Source organism: Janthinobacterium sp. 344 (assembly GCF_900112025.1).
Classification (GTDB): Bacteria; Pseudomonadota; Gammaproteobacteria; order Burkholderiales; family Burkholderiaceae_D; genus Janthinobacterium.
Map to the genome: position 1 here is coordinate 325366 of NZ_FOKL01000002.1, position 24148 is coordinate 349513.

22 protein-coding genes and 1 other RNA gene are annotated in these 24148 nt (G+C 61.7%); 6 read left to right on the top strand and 17 right to left on the bottom strand.

Annotated elements, in window-relative coordinates; all coding sequences use genetic code 11:
* Positions 1-66 precede the first annotated feature (66 nt).
* Positions 67-1032 (top strand): LysR family transcriptional regulator, encoded by a 966-nt coding sequence (locus BM193_RS07665; RefSeq protein WP_254785947.1) that lies wholly within the window; start codon positions 67-69, stop codon positions 1030-1032.
* Between the two features lie 85 nt (positions 1033-1117).
* Here BM193_RS07665 and BM193_RS07670 read toward each other — a convergent pair whose 3' ends face one another.
* The 15 genes from BM193_RS07670 to gyrA all read right to left on the bottom strand — a co-directional run bounded on the left by BM193_RS07670 (position 1118) and on the right by gyrA (position 18399).
* On the bottom strand, positions 1118-1801 hold the full coding sequence (locus BM193_RS07670) for a ComEA family DNA-binding protein (protein WP_254785950.1): 684 nt from the start codon (positions 1799-1801) through the stop codon (positions 1118-1120).
* A gap of 155 nt (positions 1802-1956) precedes the next feature.
* Complete coding sequence (gene rfaE1 / locus BM193_RS07675) at positions 1957-2901, bottom strand: D-glycero-beta-D-manno-heptose-7-phosphate kinase (protein ID WP_092798403.1); 945 nt, start codon at positions 2899-2901, stop codon at positions 1957-1959.
* Positions 2898-4265 carry a UDP-glucose dehydrogenase family protein gene (locus tag BM193_RS07680; RefSeq protein ID WP_092798402.1) on the bottom strand — a complete coding sequence of 456 codons (1368 nt, stop codon included), beginning with the start codon at positions 4263-4265 and terminating at the stop codon, positions 2898-2900. The genes rfaE1 and BM193_RS07680 overlap by 4 nt, the downstream gene beginning before the upstream one ends.
* 78 nt (positions 4266-4343) lie before the next feature.
* Positions 4344-5519 (bottom strand): lipopolysaccharide assembly protein LapB, encoded by a 1176-nt coding sequence (lapB, locus tag BM193_RS07685; protein WP_092798401.1) that lies wholly within the window; start codon positions 5517-5519, stop codon positions 4344-4346.
* A 45-nt stretch (positions 5520-5564) separates the two neighbouring features.
* Entirely contained in the window at positions 5565-5867 is a 303-nt protein-coding gene (locus tag BM193_RS07690) for a LapA family protein (protein ID WP_092798574.1), read from the bottom strand.
* A 234-nt stretch (positions 5868-6101) separates the two neighbouring features.
* The gene (locus BM193_RS07695; RefSeq protein WP_008446215.1) at positions 6102-6407 is read right to left on the bottom strand and encodes an integration host factor subunit beta; all 306 of its coding nucleotides are present in this window, start codon (positions 6405-6407) and stop codon (positions 6102-6104) included.
* Positions 6408-6427: 20 nt separating this feature from the next.
* Positions 6428-8140: a 30S ribosomal protein S1 gene (rpsA, locus tag BM193_RS07700; protein ID WP_071650172.1), complete on the bottom strand. Its 1713-nt coding sequence runs from the start codon at positions 8138-8140 to the stop codon at positions 6428-6430.
* Between the two features lie 153 nt (positions 8141-8293).
* Positions 8294-8962, bottom strand: coding sequence for a (d)CMP kinase (gene cmk / locus BM193_RS07705; RefSeq protein ID WP_092798400.1), 669 nt, complete (start codon positions 8960-8962; stop codon positions 8294-8296).
* Positions 8963-9049: 87 nt separating this feature from the next.
* Positions 9050-10405 carry a 3-phosphoshikimate 1-carboxyvinyltransferase gene (aroA, locus tag BM193_RS07710; RefSeq protein WP_092798399.1) on the bottom strand — a complete coding sequence of 452 codons (1356 nt, stop codon included), beginning with the start codon at positions 10403-10405 and terminating at the stop codon, positions 9050-9052.
* A gap of 18 nt (positions 10406-10423) precedes the next feature.
* Positions 10424-11332, bottom strand: coding sequence for a prephenate dehydrogenase (locus BM193_RS07715; protein ID WP_175533195.1), 909 nt, complete (start codon positions 11330-11332; stop codon positions 10424-10426).
* A 4-nt stretch (positions 11333-11336) separates the two neighbouring features.
* The gene (gene hisC / locus BM193_RS07720) at positions 11337-12443 is read right to left on the bottom strand and encodes a histidinol-phosphate transaminase (protein ID WP_092798398.1); all 1107 of its coding nucleotides are present in this window, start codon (positions 12441-12443) and stop codon (positions 11337-11339) included.
* Between the two features lie 156 nt (positions 12444-12599).
* A complete protein-coding gene (gene pheA, locus BM193_RS07725) occupies positions 12600-13670 on the bottom strand; it encodes a prephenate dehydratase (protein WP_092798397.1) in 1071 nt (356 codons plus the stop codon).
* A gap of 180 nt (positions 13671-13850) precedes the next feature.
* On the bottom strand, positions 13851-14942 hold the full coding sequence (serC, locus tag BM193_RS07730; RefSeq protein WP_092798396.1) for a 3-phosphoserine/phosphohydroxythreonine transaminase: 1092 nt from the start codon (positions 14940-14942) through the stop codon (positions 13851-13853).
* 26 nt (positions 14943-14968) lie between these two features.
* On the bottom strand, positions 14969-15553 hold the full coding sequence (locus tag BM193_RS07735; RefSeq protein ID WP_092798395.1) for a DUF2059 domain-containing protein: 585 nt from the start codon (positions 15551-15553) through the stop codon (positions 14969-14971).
* 149 nt (positions 15554-15702) lie between these two features.
* The gene (gene gyrA, locus BM193_RS07740) at positions 15703-18399 is read right to left on the bottom strand and encodes a DNA gyrase subunit A (RefSeq protein ID WP_092798394.1); all 2697 of its coding nucleotides are present in this window, start codon (positions 18397-18399) and stop codon (positions 15703-15705) included.
* Positions 18400-19009: 610 nt separating this feature from the next.
* Here gyrA and ompA point away from each other — a divergent pair.
* The 5 genes from ompA to BM193_RS07765 all read left to right on the top strand — a co-directional run bounded on the left by ompA (position 19010) and on the right by BM193_RS07765 (position 22967).
* Positions 19010-19723: an outer membrane protein OmpA gene (ompA, locus tag BM193_RS07745; RefSeq protein WP_092798393.1), complete on the top strand. Its 714-nt coding sequence runs from the start codon at positions 19010-19012 to the stop codon at positions 19721-19723.
* A gap of 133 nt (positions 19724-19856) precedes the next feature.
* Entirely contained in the window at positions 19857-20552 is a 696-nt protein-coding gene (ubiG, locus tag BM193_RS07750) for a bifunctional 2-polyprenyl-6-hydroxyphenol methylase/3-demethylubiquinol 3-O-methyltransferase UbiG (protein WP_092798392.1), read from the top strand.
* 68 nt (positions 20553-20620) lie between these two features.
* Positions 20621-21325, top strand: coding sequence for an HAD family hydrolase (locus tag BM193_RS07755; RefSeq protein ID WP_092798391.1), 705 nt, complete (start codon positions 20621-20623; stop codon positions 21323-21325).
* 125 nt (positions 21326-21450) lie between these two features.
* Positions 21451-21811, top strand: a transfer-messenger RNA (tmRNA) gene (gene ssrA, locus BM193_RS07760).
* Positions 21812-22154: 343 nt separating this feature from the next.
* Positions 22155-22967 carry a site-specific integrase gene (locus tag BM193_RS07765; protein WP_139176167.1) on the top strand — a complete coding sequence of 271 codons (813 nt, stop codon included), beginning with the start codon at positions 22155-22157 and terminating at the stop codon, positions 22965-22967.
* On the opposite strand, the gene BM193_RS28215 is transcribed toward BM193_RS07765, so the two are convergent.
* A complete protein-coding gene (locus BM193_RS28215) occupies positions 22948-23178 on the bottom strand; it encodes a hypothetical protein (RefSeq protein ID WP_139176165.1) in 231 nt (76 codons plus the stop codon). The two genes, BM193_RS07765 and BM193_RS28215, sit on opposite strands and share 20 nt — an antisense overlap.
* Before the next feature lies 1 nt (position 23179).
* Complete coding sequence (locus BM193_RS28220) at positions 23180-23875, bottom strand: GNAT family N-acetyltransferase (RefSeq protein WP_139176163.1); 696 nt, start codon at positions 23873-23875, stop codon at positions 23180-23182.
* Positions 23876-24148 lie beyond the last annotated feature (273 nt).

The window sequence follows — 24148 nt, forward strand, 5'->3', positions numbered from 1 at the left end:
GCGCCGATTCTATCCGCGACTCTCAAGCGCCAGTGCAGACACTCATTCGCCATATTTGATACTAAAATGATCGAATCTTCGTCCATGGAGCCACCGATGATTTCCAACGAGCGTTTTGCCGGCATCCGCGCCTTCGTGCAAGCCGTGGAGGCGGGCAGCTTTAGCCGCGCCGCGCAGCAACTGGGCATGTCGCCATCGAGCGTGGGCAAGGCCGTGGCGCGCCTGGAACGGCGGTTGGCCACGCGGCTGTTCCACCGCACCACGCGCAGCCTGTCGCTCACCGATGAGGGACTGGTCTTCCACGAAAGCTGCCTGCGCGCCTTGCGGGAACTGGAGCAGGCTGAAGCGGGCCTGGCCGAGCGCCGCGCCCAGCCCACGGGCCGCCTGCGCATCGCCATGCCCGTGCTGCTGGGGCGCGACTGGGTCATGCCCCAGCTGCTGCAACTGGCCGGCGACTATCCCGCCCTGTCCATCGAGGCGCAGTTTTCCAACCGTGCCGTCGACTTTGCCGAGGAAGGCTGCGACCTGGCCGTGCGCATCGGCTTGCTGGAAGACAGCGCCCACCTGGCGGCGCGCCAGCTGGGGGTGCAGCGCCTGGTATTGTGCGCGGCGCCGGCCTACCTGGCACGACACGGCGTGCCCGCCACGCCCGGCGAGCTGGTGCAACACGCCTGCATCGGCACGTTGCGCGAGGGCGGGCTGGAAGCGTGGCAATTCCAGGATGGGCACGGCAAGCCCTACGGCGTGCCCGTCGCGGCGCGGCTGCGCCTGGGCCACCTGGAGGCCGTGGCGCAGGCGGCCCTGGCCGGCCATGGCCTGGCGCAGCTGCCGCGCTGGCTGGTGGCCGATGCCCTGGCCGACGGCCGCCTGCACGCCGTGCTCGACGATTACGCGGGGCCGGGCCTGCCCCTGTATGCGGCCTGGCCCGCCACGCGCGCCATGACGGCACGCCTGCGCCTGGTCATCGACACCCTGCGCGCCAACGTCCCGCCCAGCCTGCAAGCGGCGCAAGCGGCGACCGGGCTGGCATAAAAAAACCCCGCGCGGCCGGTACCACGCGGGGTTCTCTTGCAATGCTGCGCGGCACCACCACGCAGCACGCTCTACGGCAAAACGCTTACTTTTTCTCGGCTTCCGCTTTCTTCGCGTCGGCCGCAGCCAGTTTCGCTTCCTTCTTCGCGGCGGCAGCGGCAGCCTTTGCTTCCTTCTTGGCAGCGGCAGCTTCCTTCTTCGTCTCGGCGGCCGTTTTCACGGTGGCGGCGCCATCGGCAGCGGCAGCGGCGGCAGGTACGGCAGCGGCCTTGGCAGCGGCGGCTTCTTTCTTGGCGGCAGCGGCGGCGGCCTTGGCTTCTTTCTTGGCGGCAGCAGCTTCTTTTTTCGTCTCAGCGGCCGTCTTGGCTGGCGCCGCAGCGGTGTCGGTCGCAGCAGCTGGCTTCGGTGCGGCTTCTTTCGCTGCAACTTCCTTCACAGCAGTTTCCTTTTTTGCCGGCGCCGCTTTCACCGCCGGCGCCGGTGCCGCCGGCGCGCCGGACTTGGCCTGGCCATTCACCTGCAAGCCCGCTTCCGACAGCTTCACGGCGCTTTTCGGGCCGATCCCCTTCACGCGGCTTTCGAAATCGGCCCAGTCCTTGAAGGCGCCGCCCTTGGCGCGCTCGTCCACGATGGCTTTCGAGGTGACGGGGCCGATGCCCTTGACGCTGTCGAGTGCCGCCTGGTCCGCCTTGTTGACGTCGACCTGGGCAAACGCAAAGCCCATCGTCGCGATCAGGGTGGCGATGGCCAGCAGTATTTTTTTAAACATGGGTATCTCTCCGTGATGTGGTTTCAAGGTGACTCGAACGCAAGGGAGGAACAGCGCCTTAACGGCTTTAACGGCTGGGACGTGATACGGTTGACAAGACAGGAAGACAAAGCCTGCGCCAGATCAAACCCGGCTGGCGCAGGCGCAACTGCAGTTTATTGCGGGAACAGCTCGTCGCGGGTCACGGTGGCCGTGCCCAGTTTGCCGACGACAATGCCGCCGGCGCGGTTGGCCGTGCGCACGGCGTCGCTCAGGCTCATGCCGGCGCCCAGCATGGCCGCCATGGTGGCGATCACCGTGTCGCCGGCGCCCGAGACGTCGAACACTTCGCGCGCATCGGTGGGCATGTGCAGCACGTCATCGGCCGTGTACAAGCTCATGCCCTCTTCCGAACGGGTCAGCAGCAAGGCTTCCAGGCCCAGCTGCGCGCGCACCTGCTGCGCGCGCTCCGTGAGCTGCTCTTCCGTGCTCCAGTTGCCGATCACGCGGCGCAGTTCCGATTTATTCGGAGTGAGCACTGACGCCCCCGTATAGCGGCTGAAATCATCGCCTTTCGGATCGACCATGACGATCTTGCCGGCGGCGCGGGCCGCCTTGATCATCTCGGCCACGTTCACCAGGCTGCCCTTGGCGTAGTCGGACAGGATCACCACGTCATAGCTGGGCAGCAGCGCATTGAACTGCTTGAGCTTGTCGCGCAGCACGGTATCGCTGGGCGCATCCTCGAAATCGATGCGCAGCATCTGCTGCTGGCGGCCGATCACGCGCAGCTTGATGATGGTGGAAATGGCCGCATCGCGCTGCAGGTAGCTGTGGATGCCGCCGCCTTCGAGCAGGCGCTCGACCTGGCTGCCGGCCTCGTCGTCGCCGACCACGCCCAGCAAGCTCGTCTTCGCGCCCAGCGCGGCCGCGTTGCGCGCCACGTTGGCCGCGCCGCCCAGGCGCTCTTCGCGCTTTTCGATGCGCACGATGGGCACCGGCGCTTCCGGCGAGATACGGCTGACATCACCGAACCAGTAGCGGTCCAGCATCACATCGCCCACCACCAGCAGGCGCACCTGGGCCAGCGCGGCGGCCGCCGTCAAGTCACGGGCGCTCATGCGCGCGTCAGGATCGAGCGACCGATCCCGTGGTATTCGATGCCATTCTCGGCCATGACGGCCGGCTCGAACAGGTTGCGGCCGTCAAAGATCACGGCTTCCTTCAGGCGCGCCTTGATCTGCTCGAAATCGGGGCTGCGGAAGGCTTTCCATTCGGTCACGATGGCCAGCGCATCGGCCTGCGTCAGCGCATCCTGCGGGCTGTCGGCGAAGCGCACCTTGGCCAGTTGCTCCGGCGTCAAGTCCAGCTCCAGCACGCGGCGCGCTTCCATCATGGCGACCGGATCGTAGACGGCCACCGTGGCGCCGCGCTGCAACAGGTCGGCCAGCAGCACGCGCGCCGACGCTTCGCGCATGTCATCCGTATTCGGCTTGAAGGCCAGGCCCCACACGGCGAAATGCCGGCCCGTCAAGTCCGCGCCGAAACGCTTGACCACCTTGCCGCCGAGGATATGTTTCTGCTTGTCATTGACCGCTTCCACGGCGCGCAGGATCAGCAATTCCTGGCCGTGGCCGCGTGCCGTGCGCTCGAGCGCCTGCACGTCTTTCGGGAAGCAGGAACCGCCGTAGCCGCAACCGGCGTACAGGAAGCTGTGGCCGATGCGCGGGTCCGAACCGATGCCGTGGCGCACGGCTTCGATATCGACGCCCACCTTGTCGGCCAGGTTCGCCAGTTCATTCATGAACGAGATGCGCGTGGCCAGCATGGCGTTGGCCGCATATTTCGTGAACTCGGCCGAGCGCACGTCCATCCAGTAGGTGCGTTCGTGGTTGCGGTTGAACGGCGCGTACAGGCTTTTCAGCAAGTCGCGCGCGCGCTCGCCGTCCGGCGTGGCATCGACGCCGATGACGATGCGGTCCGGGCGCATGAAGTCTTCGACGGCCGCGCCTTCCTTGAGGAATTCCGGGTTCGACGCCACCGAGAACGCGGTGGCCACGCCGCGCGCGTCCAGCTCGCCCTGGATGGCGGCGCGCACTTTTTCCGCCGTGCCGACGGGCACGGTCGACTTGTCGACGATAACCTTGAAGTCGCTCATGTACTTGCCGATGCCGCGCGCGGCGGCCAGCACGTATTGCAGGTCGGCCGAACCGTCTTCATCGGGCGGCGTGCCGACGGCGATGAATTGCATCACGCCATGCGCGGCCGCCGCTTCCACGTCGGTGGAGAAGGTCATGCGGCCGGCGGCGCGGTTGCGCGCCACGACTTCTTCCAGGCCCGGTTCATGGATGGGGATGCCGCCGCTGTTGAGCAAGGCGACCTTGTGTGCGTCCAGGTCGAGGCAAAAGACGTCGTTGCCCAGTTCCGCCAGGCAGGCGCCCGTCACGAGGCCCACATAGCCCGTGCCGATAATGGTGATTTTCATGGTTGTGCCGTATTTCTGAAATATAGGTGTTACATACGAGTACACGCCACGTTGCGCGGGGCAAGGTGGCGTGTCGGGTTAATTCATGACGTTGAGCTCTTCGGTACGGCGTGGTGGATAGGTTTCCCACTTGTTGCAGCCCGGGCAGTGCCAGTAGAACTGGCGCGCCTTGAAGCCGCAGTGGCTGCACTGGTAGCGGGCCAGCTTTTGCGTGTAGCCGTGCACCAGGTTTTTCACCATCGACAGCTCGGACCAGATGGCGGCCGGCGCATCCATCATGCGCGCTTCCAGCAGTTTATCGAGGCCCAGCAGGGTCGGCGTGCGGCGCAGTTCCGCGCTGACCAGCTGCTTCGCCGCTTCCACGCCATCGAGTTCGATGACGGCCTTGAAGACGACTTCGATCAGGTCGATCGACGACGCCTCTTCCAGGTAGGAGCGCAGCAGGTTGACGCCTTCCTGCGGGCGGCCCACTTTCGTGTAGCCATCCATCAGGCGCTGCGCCACCAGGGCCACGTGCGGCACGCTTTGCTGCTCCACGCGGCGCCAGGTGGTCAGCGCGCCTTCCACGTCGCCGCGCGCCAGCAGCACGTCACCCGTCAGGATGGTGGCGCGCACGCTCTTGCGGTCCGTCTGCAGGGCTTTTTCCAGCAGCGGCATGGCTTCGTCCGGCTTCAGGTGCACCAGCGCGTCATGCGCCAGTTCGCAATAGAACTGGGCGATTTCCTTCTGGCGCGCGCCGGCGCCCGATTCCTGCAGGCCCACGGCCGCTTCGATGGCGCGTGGCCATTCCTTTTCGCGCTGGTAGATTTCCAGCAGCGCGCGGCGCGCCTGGGCCGCATACTGCGTATCGACCAGGCCATTGAAGGTTTCTTCGGCGCGGTCCAGCAGGCCCGCCTTCAGGTAATCCATGCCCAGTTCGTAGGCGGCGTGGCCTTGCTGCTCCAGCGGCAGGTCGGGACGCGCCAGCAGGTTTTGGTGCACGCGGATGGCGCGCTCCGTCTCGCCCCGGCGGCGGAACAGATTGCCCAGCGCAAAGTGCATGTCGGCCGATTCCGGGTCCAGCTTGACCACTTCGATGAAGGCATCGATGGCCTTGTCGTGCTGTTCATTGAGCAGGAAGTTCAAGCCCTTGAAGTAATTGCGCGGCAGGCTGCGCGATTCCGACACCAGTTGATGGATGTCGACGCGCGCGGCAATCCAGCCCAGTGCGAAAAACACGGGAATACCCAAGAGCCACCAGAGTTCAATATCCATGCGTTTGTTTTTATTCGAGTAAGAAGATAGGAGCGGCGGCGCCGCTTATTGCGCGGTCACGCTGTCCGGTTGTGGCTGGACATTGCTGGCCACGCCAACGGTCTGCAGTGCGGCGATCGTGGTTTTTTGCTTGCTCGCCTCGCGGCGGTGACGGAACACGGTCGGCGTCAGGGCCAGCACGCCCAGGCTGGCGCCGGCGACAAAAAAGCCCAGCAGCATCAGGACCAGGGGACCACGGATTTCATAATTGAGGAATACATGCAGGTCGACAACCTGCGCATTCTTCAGCGCAAAACTGAAGAACAGGACGAAAAGAACACAGCCAACGATGGTGGAGATGATTTTCATCGATACGCCCAGAAAGTACAAAAAATGCCGTATGGCACAACCTTGGAATGCCTGGCAGAAGCGTAGCGAGCGTCAGTGATTTGTGGCCAAGAAGCGCAACCGTACTGAAGTACGGTGAGCATCGCCGGCCGCAAAGCGCGACGCGCAGTAGCTTATGTCAGGTATTCTCAGCATATTAACAAAAAAAAGCGGCATCCAAGGACGCCGCTTTCTATGTCGCCTTCCAGCAGACGATTAATCCTCGATGATCGGTTGTCCGACCATCGCGTCCACCCGCTCGCGCAACTGTTTGCCCGGCTTGAAGTGCGGGACCCGTTTTTCAGGAACCATCACCTTGTCGCCGGATTTCGGGTTGCGGCCGATGCGCGGGGGCCTGCTGTTCAGGGCAAAACTGCCAAAACCGCGGATCTCGATGCGCTGACCCGTCGCCAGGGCGTTGGTCATCGCATCGAGAATGGTCTTGACGGCATACTCCGCATCTTTCGCCACCAGCTGAGAATAACGCTCAGCGAGGCGGTTGATCAGCTCGGACTTTGTCATCTGCCAGTATCCGCGAAGTCTTAGTTCTTGTTATCGAACTTAGCTTTCAACAAGGCGCCCAGGCTGGTGGTGCCCGAAGCTGCGTTGTTGTCGGTCGCTGCCATCTTCTGCATGGCTTCCTGGGTTTCCACGTTGTCTTTCGCTTTGATCGACAGTTGGATACCACGGGCTTTGCGGTCGATGTTCAAGACCATTGCTTCAACGGTGTCGCCGACTTTCAGGTGCGTACCAGCATCTTCAACGCGGTCGCGCGAGATTTCGGAAGCGCGCAGGTAGCCTTCAACTTCTTCGGACAGTTGGATCACGGCGCCTTTAGGCTCAACCGATTTAACGGTACCGGTTACCAGCGAGCCTTTGTCGTTCATGGCTGCGAAGTTGTTGAATGGATCACCTTCCAGTTGCTTGACGCCCAGGGAAACGCGCTCGCGCTCAACGTCGATGGCCAGAACGATGGCTTCCAGTTCGTCACCTTTCTTGAAGCGACGCACGGCTTCTTCGCCGGTTTCGGTCCAGGACAGGTCGGACAGGTGCACCAGACCGTCGATGTTGCCGGCCAGGCCGATGAACACGCCGAAGTCGGTGATCGATTTGATCGCGCCGCGGACTTTGTCACCTTTCTTATGGGTAACACCGAAGTCGTCCCATGGGTTGGCTTTGCACTGTTTCATGCCCAGCGAAATACGACGACGCTCTTCGTCGATTTCCAGAACCATCACTTCTACTTCGTCGCCCAGTTGGACAACTTTGTTAGGAGCAACGTTTTTGTTCGTCCAGTCCATTTCGGAAACGTGTACCAGACCTTCGATACCCTGTTCCACTTCAACGAACGCGCCGTAGTCGGTCAGGTTCGTTACTTTACCGAACAGACGGGTGCTTTGTGGGTAACGACGGGACAGACCGGTCCAAGGATCGTCGCCCAGTTGTTTCACGCCCAGCGAAACACGGTTTTTCTCTTGATCGTACTTCAGGACCTTGGCGGTGATTTCCTGGCCAACCGTCAACACTTCCGACGGGTGACGTACACGGCGCCATGCCAGGTCGGTGATGTGCAGCAGGCCATCGATACCGCCCAGATCCACGAACGCGCCGTAGTCGGTGATATTTTTGACGACGCCGGTCACGACCGTGCCTTCTTTCAGCGTTTCCATCAGTTTCTGACGCTCTTCGCCCATCGACGCTTCGATGACGGCGCGGCGGGACAGAACCACGTTGTTACGCTTGCGATCCAGCTTGATCACTTTGAATTCGAGGGTTTTGCCTTCGAATGGGGTGGTGTCTTTGACAGGACGGGTATCAACCAGCGAGCCCGGCAGGAATGCGCGGATGCCGTTGGTCAACACGGTCAGACCGCCTTTGACTTTACCATTGACGGTACCGACGACGATTTCGCCCGATTCCATCGCTTTTTCCAGAGCCAGCCACGAAGCCAGACGCTTGGCTTTATCGCGCGACAGGATGGTATCGCCGAAACCGTTTTCCAGCGATTCGATCGCCACGGAAACGAAGTCACCAACTTTGACTTCCAGTTCGCCGTGGTCGTTCTTGAATTCTTCGACAGGGATGAATGCTTCGGATTTGAGGCCGGCGTTGACGATCACGAAATTGTGGTCGAGGCGCACGACTTCAGCGGAAATAACTTCGCCGGAGCGCATATCTTGACGCGACAACGATTCCTCGAAGAGCGCAGCAAAACTTTCCATACCGGTAGATTCGTTAGTTGTAACAGTAGACATAGGGTTCACACAGGTTATCCAGCAGAGATCGCACGATGCGACTTAAACTGGGTTAGGTTTTTGACACACCCGGACAGGCCAGGAGCCGTCAACGGGCACCACATGGCATGCACTACACATCAATACACACCATTTTGCTACTTATTTTGCTGCTTATTTTGCAACTGCGGCATACCATTTCAACACGGTTTCAACGGCTTCATCCGCCGTCATGGCCGAGGTATCGAGGACATGCGCCCCTTCCGCGGGGACCAGCGGCGCAATCGCACGGTGAGTATCACGTTCGTCCCGCGCCTGCAAATCCATCAGAAGGTCTTCCATATTAGCAGAAAAACCCTTGTCTATCAATTGCTTGTAGCGCCGTTGCGCGCGCGCCTCGACGCTGGCCGTGAGGAACACCTTCAATTGGGCATGCGGGAAGATCACCGTGCCCATGTCGCGCCCGTCGGCCACCAGGCCCGGCGTCTTGCGAAAACCCAGCTGCAAACCGACCAGGGCCTGGCGCACCGTTGGCAATACGGCAATTTTCGACGCCGTATTGCCCACTTCTTCGGCACGGATCTGCTCGGTGACGTTTTCCTGGGCCAGCAGGATTTCGCCGCCCGCAAAGTGGCACTGCAGATGTTCGGCCAGCTTGGCCAGCGCGTGCTCGTCGCGCAAGTCCGTGCCGCGGCGCAGCGCGCTCAAGGCCGTCAGGCGGTACAGCGCGCCCGAATCGAGGTAATGAAAGCCCAGCTTGTCGGCCACGCGGTGCGCCACCGTGCCCTTGCCGGAAGCGGTGGGGCCGTCGATGGCGATGACTGGGATGTTGGAGGTCGGCATTATTTTGTCAGTAAAAAACTGAACCCCAAATCAGAGCCGGGGTCAGACCCTGAGGGTCTGACCCCAGATTTCGTTTGGGGTTACTGGTTAAATCAAAGTGTCCTTGGCAATCCCCGCGAACGCGGCAAAATACTCGGGGAAGGTCTTGGCCACGCATTTCGGGTCGTTGATGCGCATTTCATTGCCGCGGCGCGCGGCGCCATCGAGCGAGGCGAGCGAGAAGCACATGGCCATGCGGTGGTCGTCATACGTGTCGATGGTGGCCGCCTGGATCTCGGCCGGCGGCGTCACGCGCAGGTAGTCCGCGCCCTCTTCCACGTCCGCGCCCAGCTTGCGCAATTCGGTCGCCATGGCGGCCAGGCGGTCCGTTTCCTTCACCCTCCAGCTGGCGATATTGCGCAAGGTGCTCGTGCCATCCGCGTACAGGGCGGCCACGGCGATCGTCATGGCCGCGTCGGGAATGTGGTTGAAATCCATGTCGACGGCTTTCAACGGGCCGTTCGAGCGCGCCTCGATCCAGTTTTCGCCCATGGTGATGGTCGCGCCCATCTGCTGCAGCGCTTCGACGAAGCGCACGTCGCCCTGGATGCTGTCGCGTCCCACGCCTTCCACGCGCACGGGACCGCCGCCGATGGCGCCGGCCGCCAGGAAGTACGACGCCGACGAGGCATCGCCTTCGACGTGGATGGTGCCCGGGCTCTGGTACTGCTGGCCCGGCTGCACGGTGAACGACTGCCAGCCGTCATGCTCGACCGTCACGCCGAAACGGCGCATCAGGTTCAGCGTGATCTCGATGTACGGCTTGGAAATGAGCTCGCCCGTCACATCGATGGTCACGGCATGGTCGCGCGCCATCAGCGGCGCCACCATCAAGAGGGCCGTCAGGAACTGGCTCGACACGTTGCCGCGCACGGCGATGCGCTGCGCGTGGATGTGGCCACGGCGGATGCGCAGCGGCGGGAAGCCCTGCTCGCCCGTGTATTCGATCTGCGTGCCGACGGCGTTCAGCGCGTCGACCAGGTCGCCGATGGGGCGTTCGTGCATGCGCGACACGCCGTGCAGGGTGTAGTCGCCGCCGATCACGGCCAGCGCCGCCGTCAGCGGGCGGATGGCCGTGCCGGCATTGCCCATGAAGAGGTCCGCCGCGTGGTGCGGGAAGACGCCGCCGCAGCCTTCCACGTGGTGGATCTGGTGGGCGGTGGCCGGGTCGCCCTGCAGCTCGTCCTGCGTCCATTTCACGCCCAGCGACGTCAACGCCGTGAGCATGACGAAGGTGTCGTCGGAAGCGAGCAGATCGACGATCTTGGTCGTGCCCTTGGCCAGCGCGGCCAGCAGCAGCACGCGGTTGGAAATGCTTTTCGAGCCGGGCAGACGCACCGTGCCTTCGACATGCATCACCGGTTTCAAATCGATATGGTGGGGGTAGTGCTTGGTCTGGGTCATGCTGGATTCCTTGAATATTTATTGTCCGGGCGCGGCCGGAATTTCCGCCGTTTCGATCGCCTCGATCCATTGCTGCCGGGCGTGCTGGGCGTTCGCATACACGTTTTCAATGGCCGCGCCGTCATGGGCCGCCAGGTGCGCGCGCAAGGTCGTCAACTGCGCCAGGTAGGCATCCAGTTCGTGCAGCAGCGCCGGCTGGTTGGCCAGGCTGATGTCGCGCCACATTTCCGGCGATGAGCCGGCGATGCGCGTAAAGTCGCGAAAGCCGCTGGCCGCGTATTGGAACAGCAGGCCCGCGTGCGGCTTCCTGGCGATGTCGTCGACCAGCGCAAAGGCCAGCAGATGCGGCAGATGGCTGACGGCGGCAAACACCTTGTCGTGTTCTTCGGGGCTCAGGGTGTGCAGGATGGCGCCGCAGGCGCGCCAGGCGTCCGCCACCCGCTCCACGTCGGCCGCGGCGTTTTCCGCCAGCGGCGTGAGCACCACTTTCTTGCCTTGATACAGATCGATGATGGCCGCATCGGGGCCATTCGTCTCGCGTCCCGCGATCGGGTGGCCGGGCACGAATTGCGCCAGCTTGCCGCCAAGTGCCGCGCGCGCCGCCGCCACCACGTCGCTTTTCGTGCTGCCCGCATCGGTGACGATGGTGCCGGGCTGCAGGTGCGGCGCGATGGACGCCAGGATGGCCCCCGTCTGCGCCACGGGCGCGGCCAGCAGCACCAGGTCGGCGCCCGCCATGGCACTGGCCATGTCGCCGCCGATGGCGTCGATGATGCCCAGTTCGAGCGCGCGCGCCATCGACGCGGACGAGCGGCCCATGCCGACCACCGTGCCGACCGCGCCCGCGTGCTTCAGGGCGCGCGCGAACGAGCCGCCGATCAGGCCCACGCCGAAGACGACGATTTTTTTCAGTGCAGGCGTCGTCATGGGCTCAGGCCAGCGCTTTCGTCAGCGCGGCGATGAAGATGGCGTTTTCCTGCGGCAGGCCGATGGAGATGCGCAGCCATTGCGGCAAGCCATAGCTGCCCACGGGACGCACGATGACGCCCTGCTTGAGCAGCGCCAGGTTCACGCGCGCGCCCGCCTCGTCATCGTCGCCCACCTTCACCAGCACGAAATTGCCGTGCGACGGCACGAATTCCAGGCCCAGCTGGGTGAACGCTTCGGTGAACTGCTGGTAGCCGGCCGCGTTGTTGCGCGCGCTCTGCTCCAGGAAGTCCTTGTCGTTCAGGGCGGCAATCGCGGCCGCCTGCGCCAGCGAGTTGACGTTGAACGGCTGGCGGATGCGGTTCATCAGGTCCGTCAGCGCCGGCTGGGCGATGGCGAAGCCGATGCGCAGGCCGGCCAGGCCATACGCCTTCGACAGGGTGCGCGAAACCACCAGGTTCGGATACTGGCGCACCCACGCCGTCGACTCGTACTGGTCATCGGCCGAGAGGAACTCGTTGTAGGCTTCGTCCAGCACGACGACGACGTGCTGCGGGACTTTCTTGAGGAACGCTTCGAGCTGCGCCGCCGTCAGGAAGGTGCCGGTGGGGTTGTTCGGGTTGGCGATGAAGACCAGGCGCGTGTCGTCGGCGATCGCCGCCGCCATGGCGTCCAGGTCATGGCCATACGCTTGTGCCGGCACGACGATATGGCGCGCGCCCAGGCCTTGCGTGGCCAGCGCGTAGACGGCGAACGAGTACTGCGAATACACCACGGACTGGCCATGCTGCACGAAGGCGTGCGCGGCGATTTCCAGGATGTCGTTGCTGCCATTGCCCAGCGTGATCCAGTCGGCCGGCACGTCGTAGCGCTTCGACAGCACCGCTTTCAGGTCAAAGCCGTTGGCGTCCGGGTAGCGGCCCAGGTCATCGATGGCGGCGATCATCGCCTGCTTGGCCGATGCCGGCATGCCGTACGGGTTTTCATTCGACGCCAGCTTGACGATGGCTGCCTCGTCGAGGCCGAATTCACGCGCGACTTCCGCGATCGGCTTGCCGCTCTGGTAAGGGGCGATGGCGCGGACGTATTCTGGACCGATATTTTTAGACATGGTGAACTCATTAAAAGTTGATCATAGGGGTCAGACCCGTCGGGTCTGACCCCAGCATTTCTGTATGCTTACTGTAACGGTAAAACGCAGCGGTGGCAGGAGCGCAACGGAAGGCTGGGGTCAGACCCAGCGGGTCTGACCCCGGCCCACCCCCACTCACAAACTGACCGGATACGACCCCAGCACCTTGAAAAACGCCGCATTGCTCTGCAGCTCGGCCAGCGCCTGGGCGACGGCGGCGTCGTGCACGTGGCCTTCCACGTCGACATAGAAATAATACTCCCAGCTGCCCATGCGCGCCGGGCGCGACTCGAAGCGCGTCATCGACACGCCATGTTTCGCCAGGGGCGCCAGCAGCTGGTACACGGCGCCCGCCTTGTTCGGCACGGCCAAGACCAGCGAGGTCTGGTCCTTGCCCGACGGCGCCGTCTGCAAGGTGCCGACGACGGCAAAGCGCGTGCGGTTGTGCGGATCGTCCTGGATATGGCCCTTGACCACGCCCAGCTTGTACTGCGCGCCCGCCAGTTCGCTGGCGATCGCCGCCACCGTGCCGTCTTCGCCGGCCATGCGCGCCGCTTCCGCGTTAGAGGCCACGGCGTGGCGCGCGATGTGCGGGTAATTCTGGTTCAGCCACACTTGGCACTGGGCCAGCGCCTGCGAATGGGCGCAGATGGACGTGACGCCCTCCATGTTGCCGCTCTTCGTCATCAGGCTGTGGTGCACGGCGATCGATACTTCGCCGCTGATGATGAGGCTCGTCTGCAGCATCATGTCCAGCGTGCGGTTGACGGCGCCTTCCGAGGAATTCTCGATGGGCACGACGCCGAAGTCCGCCGTGCCCGCCTCGGCGGAACGGAACACTTCATCGATGGACGCGCATGGCAAGCCTTCGACGGCGCTGCCAAACTGTTGATAGACGGCCTGCTCGCTGAAGGTGCCGGCCGGGCCAAGGTAGGCCACGGTGACGCGCTTTTCCAGCGAACGGCAGGATGACATGATTTCGCGGAAGATGGTCTGCACCTCGCGGTCGCCCATCGGGCCGGGATTGCGTTCTGCCACGCCGCGCAGCACCTGCGCCTCGCGCTCGGGGCGGAACACGGGCGCCTGCGTTTCCGCCTTCACGTGGCCCACTTGCTGGGCGATCTGCGCGCGGCGGTTCAGGAGGTCGAGGATTTGCGCGTCGATCGCATCGATCTGTTCGCGCAGCGGTTTCAATTTATCGGTCATGGTTGGTTTGTTTCGTCAGCTGTACTTCAATCATTGCCGCGCGGCCTGCGCCGGCGGCGGGCCGGCGCGCTCATTCATGAGGATGCCGGACAAAATGATCAGGGCTAGGCGCGTTGCCGCTGACAGTACGAATGTACGACGAGGCAATGCAACAACGCCCTGGACTTTTTGGCTGGCATTCTAGCGTCCGGCAAACTCGTTCAAATAGTTGACCAGGGCTTGCACGCCCTCGATCGGCATCGCGTTATAGATCGATGCACGCATGCCGCCGACGGACTTGTGGCCCTTCAGTTGCAGCAGGCCGCGCTGCTTGGCGCCGGCCAGGAATGCGTCGTTCAGACTTTCATCGCGCAGGTAGAACGGGATGGTCATGCGCGAGCGGTATTCCGGGGCGACCCGGTTCTGGTAGAAGTCGTCCGCATCGAGCGCCGCGTACAGCAGCGCCGCTTTCTCAATATTACGCTGTTCCATGGCTGCCACGCCACCCTGGCGTTTGAGCCACTGGAAAACCAGGCCGGCGATATAGATGCCGTAGGTGGGCGGCGTGTTGTACATCGACTCATGTTCGGCCACGATGGACCAGTCGAAGGCGGACGGGCAGATGGCCAGCGCCTTGCCCAGCAGGTCTTCGCGCACGATGACCACGGTCAGGCCGGCCGGGCCGATATTCTTTTGCGCGCCGCCGAAGATCACGCCATATTGCGACACGTCGACCACGCGAGACAGGATGTGCGACGACATGTCGGCCACGATGGTGGTGCCTGCCGGCACGCCTGGCGCCTGCTGGAACTCCACGCCGTCGATGGTTTCATTGGTGCAGATGTGCAGGTAGGCGGCGCCTGGCGTCAGCTGCCACTCCGAGACGGCCGGCACATGCGTGAAACCGGCCGCCTGCGACGATGCCGCCACGTTGACGGTGGCGTACTTGGCCGCTTCCTTGATCGACTTGCCGGACCAGGAACCCGTGTGCACGAAGTCCACGGTGGCCGGCTGCGTGGCGCCATGGCGCACCAGGTTCATGGGGATGATGGCGTTTTCGCCCAGGCCGCCACCCTGCAGGAACAGGATCTTGTAATTCTCGGGCACGGCCAGCAGTTCGCGCAGGTCGGCCACGGCCTGTTTGTAGATGGAGATGAACTCGGGACCACGGTGGCTCATTTCCATCACCGACATGCCGCTGCCATGCCAGTCCTGCATTTCGGCCGCGGCTTGCGCCAGCACTTCCTTCGGCAGCACGGCCGGGCCGGCGGAAAAATTATAGATAGGAGTCACGATATGGTCCTTGGCAAAAATGAAAATTAGTGGGACGGCTGCGTGGCCGCCCGCATGACCTGCTCCAGCACGGCGTTCACGCGCGGGATCAGCACGCGCTGGCTGATGGCCATCGATTCGGCCGACAGCTGCGGCATGGTGGCCAGCATCTTGCGCCCCAGCGGGGTCTGGTAAAACGCCGTCAGCTGCTCGACTTCCTGCACCGTGTAGTAGCGCGCGTACAGGGGCACCATCTCGGCGGCCAGTTCGTCGATGAGGGTCGGGTCGGCCAGCACCTGCGTCAGGGTGCCGACGGCAAGGGGAATCTCTTCCTCGGCGCTGGCCAGCGCGCGCGCCTTGCGCTGCTCGTCGAGCCGCGGGTCGGTATTGATCTGCTGCTGCGCCGACTGGCGGATCATGGCCGGCACCGATTGCAGCATCTGGTCGAAGATATTGCGCGTCAGCTGCGGGAACTGCATCGCGTCGAGCATGCGCCGCACGGCCACTTTCATGGCGGGGCTGGGCGCGGCCTGGCGCGCCGGCGTCGCTTGCGCGCTCTGGGCCAGGGCTGGCAGGGTCGCAAGGAAGGCCAGCGACAACGCGGCGAAGAAGGTGGCGACGATTTTTCTCATGGCATGCGGGGTCTTGAGTGACGGGTAAAAGGGTTGCGGCCGGCAGGCGCCGGCTTGCGCCCGACGGGCTAAGCCGACCTGCGAAATTCTGCTGAGGCGCAACTGGCGCGCCAATAGCAATTGGGGCTCCCGAAAGAGCCCCAATCATCTTACTCCGGCTGGGCCGGGTCTGCCCGGTCGGCCGCAGCCGGATCGGCTGGTTCAGCCGCTGCCGCCGGCGCGGCATCCGTGCCCGCCTCCGTCGTCAGCTCGACTTCGTCGATATCGGTTTCCACCACGCGCTGCAGGCCGGACAGCTTGGTGCCGTCTTCCACGGCGATCAGGGTCACGCCCTGCGTCGCGCGGCCCATCTCGCGGATTTCCGACACGCGGGTGCGGATCAGGACGCCACCGGTGGTGATCAGCATGATTTCATCGCTGGTGTCGACCAGGGTCGCGGCAACCACTTTACCGTTGCGCTCGCTGGTCTGGATGGCGATCATGCCTTTCGTGCCACGGCCGTGGCGCGTGTACTCGGTGATCGGCGTACGCTTGCCGTAGCCGTTTTCCGTGGCCGTCAGCACCGACTGCTGCTCGTTCTCGGCCACCAGCAGGGCGATCACGTGCTGGCCTTCTTCCAGGTTCATGCCGCGCACGCCGCGCGCCGTGCGGCCCATCGGACGCACATCGTTTTCGTCGAAGCGCACTGCCTTGCCCGAATCGGAGAACAGCATCACGTCGTGCTGGCCATCGGTCAGCGCCGCGCCGATCAGGAAGTCGCCATCGTCCAGGTCGACCGCGATGATGCCGGCCTTGCGTGGATTGCTGAAGTCCTTCAGCGGCGTCTTTTTCACGGTGCCCAGGCTGGTCGACATGAAGACGTAATGGTCTTCCGGGAAGGTGCGGTTCTCGCCCGACAGCGGCAGGATCACGGTGATCTTCTCGTTGTCCTGCAGCGGGAACATGTTGACGATCGGCTTGCCGCGCGAGTTGCGCGAGCCTTGCGGCACTTCCCACACCTTCAGCCAGTACATGCGGCCACGATCCGAGAAGCACAGGATGTAGTCGTGCGTATTGGCGATGAACAGCTGGTCGATCCAGTCTTCCTCTTTCGTCGCCATCGCCTGCTTGCCGCGGCCGCCGCGTTTTTGCGCGCGGTATTCGGTGATCGGCTGCGCCTTCATGTAGCCCGTGTGCGACAGGGTCACGACCATGTCCTGCGGCGTGATCAGGTCTTCCGTTTCCAGGTCGGTGGCATTGAGTTCGATCTGCGAGCGGCGCACGTCCTTGTTGCCGGCGCCGTATTCGTTCATCGCCAGGGTCATTTCATCGGTGATGATGACGGTCACGCGCTCCGGCTTGGCCAGGATGTCGAGCAAGTCGGCGATATGCGCCATGATGTCTTTGTACTCGTTGACGATCTTGTCCTGTTCCAGGCCGGTCAGGCGCTGCAGGCGCATCTGCAAAATTTCCTGCGCCTGGTCGTCCGACAGCTTGTACAGGCCATCGGCCTGCATGCCATAGTGCTTCGGCAGGTTTTCCGGACGGTAGGCATCCACGCCGCCTGGCGTCGTGCCGTCGCCCGTGCGGGCCAGCATTTCGCGCACGACGGAGGAATCCCAGGGACGTGCCATCAGCTCGACCTTGGCGATCGGCGGCGTCGGCGCGGCCTTGATGATGGCGATGAAGTCATCGATGTTGGCCAGCGCGACGGCCAGGCCTTCGAGCACGTGGCCCCGCTCGCGCGCCTTGCGCAGTTCGAACACGGTGCGGCGCGTCACCACTTCGCGGCGGTGCGACAGGAAGCATTGCAGCATCTGCTTGAGGTTCAGCAGCTTTGGCTGGCCATCGACCAGGGCCACCATGTTCATGCCGAAGGTGTCTTGCAGCTGCGTCTGCTTGTACAGATTGTTCAGCACCACTTCCGGCACTTCGCCCCGTTTCAGCTCGATCACCACGCGCATGCCCGACTTGTCGGACTCGTCGCGGATGTCGGAAATGCCGTCCAGCTTCTTGTCGCGCACGTTTTCGGCGATGCGTTCCAGCAAGGATTTCTTGTTGACCTGGAATGGCAGCTCGTCGACGATGATGGCGATGCGGCCGCCGTCCTTGCCGTATTCCTCGAAGTGCGTCTTGGCGCGCATGACCACGCGGCCACGGCCCGTGCGGTAGCCGTCGCGCACGCCCGACACGCCGTAGATGATGCCGGCGGTGGGGAAATCGGGTGCAGGGATCAGTTCGATCAATTCATCGATCGTGCAGTCCGGGTTGCGCAGCACGTGCAGCGCGCCGTTGATGACTTCGGTGATGTTGTGTGGCGGAATGTTCGTCGCCATGCCCACCGCGATACCGGAGGAGCCGTTGATCAGCAGGTTCGGGATACGCGTCGGCAAGACCGTCGGTTCTTTTTCCTTGCCATCATAGTTGGGCTGGAAGTCGACGGTGTCCTTGTCGATGTCGGCCAGCAATTCGCTGGCGATCTTGTCCAGGCGGCACTCGGTGTAACGCATCGCCGCGGCGCCGTCGCCGTCGACGGAGCCGAAGTTGCCCTGGCCATCGATGAGCATGTAACGCAGCGAAAAATCTTGCGCCATGCGCACCAAGGTGTCGTAGATCGAGGCGTCGCCGTGGGGGTGGTACTTACCCATGGTTTCGCCGACCACGCGGGCGCACTTGACGTAAGGGCGGTTCCACACGTTGTTCATTTCATGCATCGCGAACAAGACCCGGCGGTGCACTGGCTTCAAGCCATCGCGCGCATCCGGCAGAGCGCGCCCGACGATCACGCTCATGGCGTAATCGAGGTAGCTCTTGCGCATCTCTTCTTCGAGGGAAATTGGAATTGTTTCTTTTGCGAATTGATCCATTGGCGGTTCGACTGCTCTCAGGCTGTGGTTAACTTATCTGCTACGCAATGTATGACGCAATACTGCATATCCTGGGTGGCTGTTATGGCGGAGTGCCGGGCAAAAAGTGGCCAGGGCAGCGACAATGCCGCCAGGCGTACCGCTGGTACGTCGAGGCCATGCCGCGCCGCCGTGAACTTTTTGTCTGACACTCTTAACAGCCAAGCGCACGATTTTAGCATGCGCGCCCCGCTACCTGTACAAATTGGCCGGGTCGGCAATATTGACAGTTTGCACCGGCGCCATGCGCCCCGGCTGTCGATAATGCACAATGGCAATACCAGTTCAAGGCCTCTGCCCTAAAAAGAGGCAAAAAAAACGATCAATTGTTACAGACGCGTTACAAATGGGCATTTACGTTGCGCGAAAACAACGTGCGGTCTAAAATCGGGCAAGCTTTGATTTAACCACGGTCGTGTGCCCCTGATGCGTGTGGCAAAATGACTGGGAAGTTAATTGCTAGTTTCGCAATCTGAAACGAGCGCATATGGTCTACATGATAAAATCTTGGCACGTAGCACCAGTAGCGCAGTGTTGTTCTGCGGATATCACCCCCCGAAAGGAAAAAAGAATGAATAAATTTGTAACGCTGTTTTTCGCTGCATCCGCAGTGATTGCTGGCTCGGCTTCGGCCCAAACCCCAACCTCCCCACCGTTCGCGCCAGTTACTACTGACATCAAAGCACCTAGCCCAAAAAGCGCTTACGTGCAAGATGCTCGCGGCGTGATCGTGCGTGACCCATTCGGCCTGTGCTGGCGCACCGGTTACTGGACACCAGCTGACGCGGTGCCAGGTTGCGACGTGCCCCTGTGCGTAGAGCCAGAAACTCTGCAAGACGGCAAATGCGTGGCTCCACCTCCGCCACCAGTCGTAGTTGCTCCAGCACCAGTCGTCGTCGTACCAGTGCCAGTCGTGGTTGCTCCTACCTCGGAAAAAGTCAGCTTCGCTGCTGATGCATTCTTCGATTTCGACAAAGCTACGCTGAAGCCAGAAGGCAAAGCCAAGCTGGACGAGCTGACCGCACAACTGGGCGGCATCAACCTGGAAGTCATCATCGCTGTGGGTCATACCGACTCCGTCGGCACCGATGCTTACAACCAAAAACTGTCGGTACGTCGTGCTGATGCTGTCAAAGCCTACCTGGTTTCCAAAGGCGTTGAAAGCAACCGCGTGTACACCGAAGGCAAAGGCGAAAAACAACCAGTGGCTAGCAACGCTACCGCTGAAGGCCGTGCTAAAAACCGTCGCGTGGAAATCGAAGTTGTCGGTACCCGCAACAAGTAATAGCTGAGCCGCTAAGCTGGCGCTTGCCGCAAGTTATCGCGCAAGTCAAGGCCTGCATGAAAAAACCCCGCTCCGGCGGGGTTTTTTTCGTCCGTGGCTGCCCAATTGTAAAATTGCCGCTATTATTCGACCTATGAACGCCGACCCTCTTGAAATCCAAAAATTCAGTGAGCTGGCCCACCGCTGGTGGGACCCCACTTCCGAGTTTCGTCCCCTGCACGAAATTAACCCCCTGCGCCTGGAATGGATCAACGCGAAAGTGCCGCTCGCCGGCAAGCGCGTGATCGACATCGGCTGCGGCGGCGGCATCCTGGCCGAATCGATGGCCCGCAAGGGCGCCGACGTGACGGGCATCGACCTGTCCGACAAGGCCCTGAAGGTCGCCGACCTGCACAGCCTGGAATCGGGCGCCAAGGTGCGCTACAAGCTGATCGCCGCCGAAGCGATGGCAGAGGAAGAGCCGGGCCAGTACGACGTCGTCACCTGCATGGAAATGCTGGAACACGTGCCGGATCCCGCCGCCATCGTCAAGGCCTGCGCCGCGCTGGTGAAACCGGGCGGCCACGTCTTCCTGTCGACCCTGAACCGCAACCCGAAAGCGTATCTGTTCGCCATCCTGGGCGCGGAATATGTCCTGCGCCTGCTGCCGAAAGGCACGCACGACTACGACAAATTCATCACCCCGGCCGAACTGTCGCAATACGTGCGCAGCGCCGGCCTGGACGTCAACAGCATGCGCGGCATGGGCTACAATCCCTTGACCAAGATTTACTCACTTAATAGCGATACCAGCGTCAATTATTTGGTGGCCTGCACCCGGCCCCTGTAACCATCACGCACAAAACAAGGCGGCTGCGGCCGCCATTTTTCATTCCTACTTGACACACTTCGCCCGCCATGATCACTGACCATCCGCCAGCCCCGCGCGCCATCCTGTTCGACCTCGACGGCACCCTGGCCGACACCGCGCCCGACCTGGCGGCGGCCATCAACCTGCTGCGCTCGCGCGCCGGCCTGGCGCCGACGCCCTACGACATCCTGCGCCCCACCGCCTCGGCCGGCGCGCGCGGCATGATCGCCGCGTCGTATGGCATTGCCCCCGGCGAAAGCGGCTACGAAGCCCTGAAAGACGGTTTCCTGAACAACTATGAAGCGGCCCTGGCCGTGGAAAGCCGCTTGTTCGACGGCATCCCCGCCATGCTGGATGGCTTGAGCGCCCTGGGCCTGGCCTGGGGCGTAGTGACCAACAAGGCCGCCCGCTTCACCGACCCGCTGGTTGGCCAGATCGGCCTGGGCGGCGCCGGCTGTGTGATCTCGGGCGACACCATGGCGCACCCGAAACCGCACCCCGCGCCCCTGCTGGAAGCGGCCCGCCGCCTCGCTCTGGCGCCGGAGGACTGCTGGTACGTGGGCGACGACCTGCGCGACATCCAGGCCGGCCGCGCCGCCGGCATGCGCACGGTGGCCTGCGCCTGGGGCTACTGCGGCGCCGTCGAGCCGCAGCACTGGAAGGCCGACCACCTGCTGGACACCCCGCAGGCGCTGCTGGAGCTGGTAAGCACTGTGGTGAAGGCGGCGCGCGAGCGGCAGCTGGCCGCCTGAGGCTTGAGGCTTGAGGCTTGAGGATTGAGGATTGAGGCTGGACAGTGCATTCGCCTGGCCTGGTATCCCGTACTGCGAATGCATCATGCAAGAGTGTGAAGATTGCGCTACAATGAAGGTTCTGTGGGGACGACCTGGTTTCGACGTGGGTTGCAAAGCAGCGCAGGGCATACCGAGGGCTGGTTACCTCGTAAATACACCCAGAAAAAACTTAACTGCAAACGATAACTCGTACGCACTGGCAGCTTAATCGCTGTTAGCTCTAGAACACCTCGTCCCTGGGGTGGGCCGTCAAAAGCTCTAGAGTCATTTACAGGGACTCGTCGTATGCTGGGTTACTTAGCGTCCGACTAAATAATAGGTAACTCGCTTGCCCATAACGTGCACATCCGTGCTGGCTGAGTTAAATTAAATGATAGTGCTAAGTATGTAGAACTGTCTGTGGAGTGCTTGCGGACGCGGGTTCGATTCCCGCCGTCTCCACCACTGAATAAATAAAAAGGGCTTCCCCGTTTTGGCGGGGAGGCCCTTTTTATTTATTCCATGCATGCAGAGCGCGGGCATCGCATCCGCGTCCGGCACGGGCGCGGGGGTTTTGCGGGGCCGTCGGCGAGCGCAGCTCGGCGCCGCAAAACCGGGTTGCGCTTGCAAGCGCAACCCTCTCCGATTCGTCTGGCTAGCTCTTGCGCCGCAGGCGGTTTTCCTAACAACAACATCGACCATTCAGGCCGCATACGAATGACAGACCTGGCCCTCGCCCCAAGGCCACCACGTACAACGGCTATCGCAAGATCGTCGTTAGCCAGTTGATCCCCCTGGTGGCACCATCATGCTGTCGGCGTTACGAAAAAAGGACGTGCGGGCGAAGCCGGAGCCCATGAATGCAACCAACAAGACCATGGCGAACATCCAGAGCGTGCTGCGCAAGGCGCTGGACGACGCGATAGAAGACGAGCTGATCGAGGTCAATCCGCTGGCGCGCTGGTGCTATTCCAAGGTCGAGGCGCCCCAGTCGAAGGACGATATCGACCCGTTCACGAAAGAAGAGCAGGCGGCGATTCTCACGCAAGCAACCGGCCAGGGGCGCAAACTGCTGCAGTTTGCCTTCTGGACCGGTCTGCACACGTCCGAACTGGTGGCCCTGGATTGGGCCGACGTGGACTTCGTGCGGGGCGTCGTGATGGTGACGCGTGCCCTCACCCAGCATTCCAAAACGGCAGAGAGCACGAAAACGAACGCCGGCCGCCGCGAAATCAAGCTTCTGGAGCGTGCCATGCATGCGCTGCAGGAGCAAAAGGCATTCACGTGGGCGAAGGGCGAAGAAGTTTTTCAAAATCCGCGCCTGGAACGGCGCTGGGAAGGGGACCAGCCGATCCGCAAGACTTTATGGACCGGCATCCTGCAAAATGCTGGCGTGCGGTATCGCAACCCTTATCAAACGCGGCACACATACGCCAGCATGATGCTATCGGCTGGGGAACACCCAATGTGGGTTGCCAAACAAATGGGCCATGCTGACTGGACAATGATCGCCCGAGTATACGGACGCTGGATGCCTGATGCAGATATAAATGCAGGAAGCAAGGCTGAGGGCATCTACGGGATTTCAGATAGACTGCTTTTTACGACTCATCGTAAGTGAGCTTTTTTTTATCTGCAATTTTAAAAAAATCATTGACGGTTGGAGCATTCGTGATGATTTTAATCGAATCCGCCTTGATCATAGTGTGGTGAACCTTAACATCAAGATATTCTATGTGCCCCTTAGCAGCGCTTTTTTTCATGGATGCTTTTACTGCGGCCATAGGTGCCACGCCCAATGTTTTGCCGCCTTTATAAGAAAATGTTGCCATTTTATTCACCTATTCCTTTTTTCGACTCCAAAAGTCGCCTCATCGACCAACTTTGTCGTGAGGAGCAATCAAACTCCATGATACACCCTGTGCCATGCTCGTCCCACAAGGCGAACAAATTTTGCTCCCAAAGATCCGAAATTCTTGCCACTCCCAGTGGTGGCAAAGATGTCGGGGCATCTGACCTTGACATGATCTTTTCATAAATATCTTGTTCGATTACAGCGTCGTATCCCAATTTCGGCCATACAATCCAACCATCCTTTGGGCGACTTGCGGCGTTGGCAAGTATTTTAGCGAAACCAAGATCATGTGCTGCTGCAACCTCTACAGCAAAGCACTCTCGGCCAATGCCCTGCCCTCGATAGTCTTTACGTAAGTAAAATTCAACATTTTCCATGATGCTCAGGTGAGCACTACCTTCTACATTGCTATCTTCAGAGACGAGAAGAATTTTCCTTATCATAGGCTTTTCCAATAGCACTTTATGATTCACCGTCAAGACAAATGCAGGTACTGCACCCCACACTGTTTCAGTGATCTCAAAGGTAACTGTTAGATCAGAACCGTCGAAAGCTCCAGCCAACTCCCATAGCCGAGATGTGATATTTTTTTCGTCAAGAAAGATATCATCGCCTATCTCCGGATGGATATTCAAAGATACGTTACCAGTAAATTCAACTTTTACAGTTTCCACACTTAGTCCTCACGCTACGTCATCGAACACCCAGTATGTCACTTAAATTTCCCATATGCAAAAATCACGTCTAACACCGATGACAGCTTTTAGACGACCTCGCTGTCTTTGGCTGGGCGCTTCCTCATTTTGCGGTGGGTTCGATTCCCCGCCCTCCCCACCACTGAATAAATAAAATGGGCATCCCCGTTTTAGCGGGCCGGCCCTTTTTATTTATTCCATGCATGCAGAGCACGGGCGTCCAATCCGCGACCGGTACGAGGCGCGGGGGGG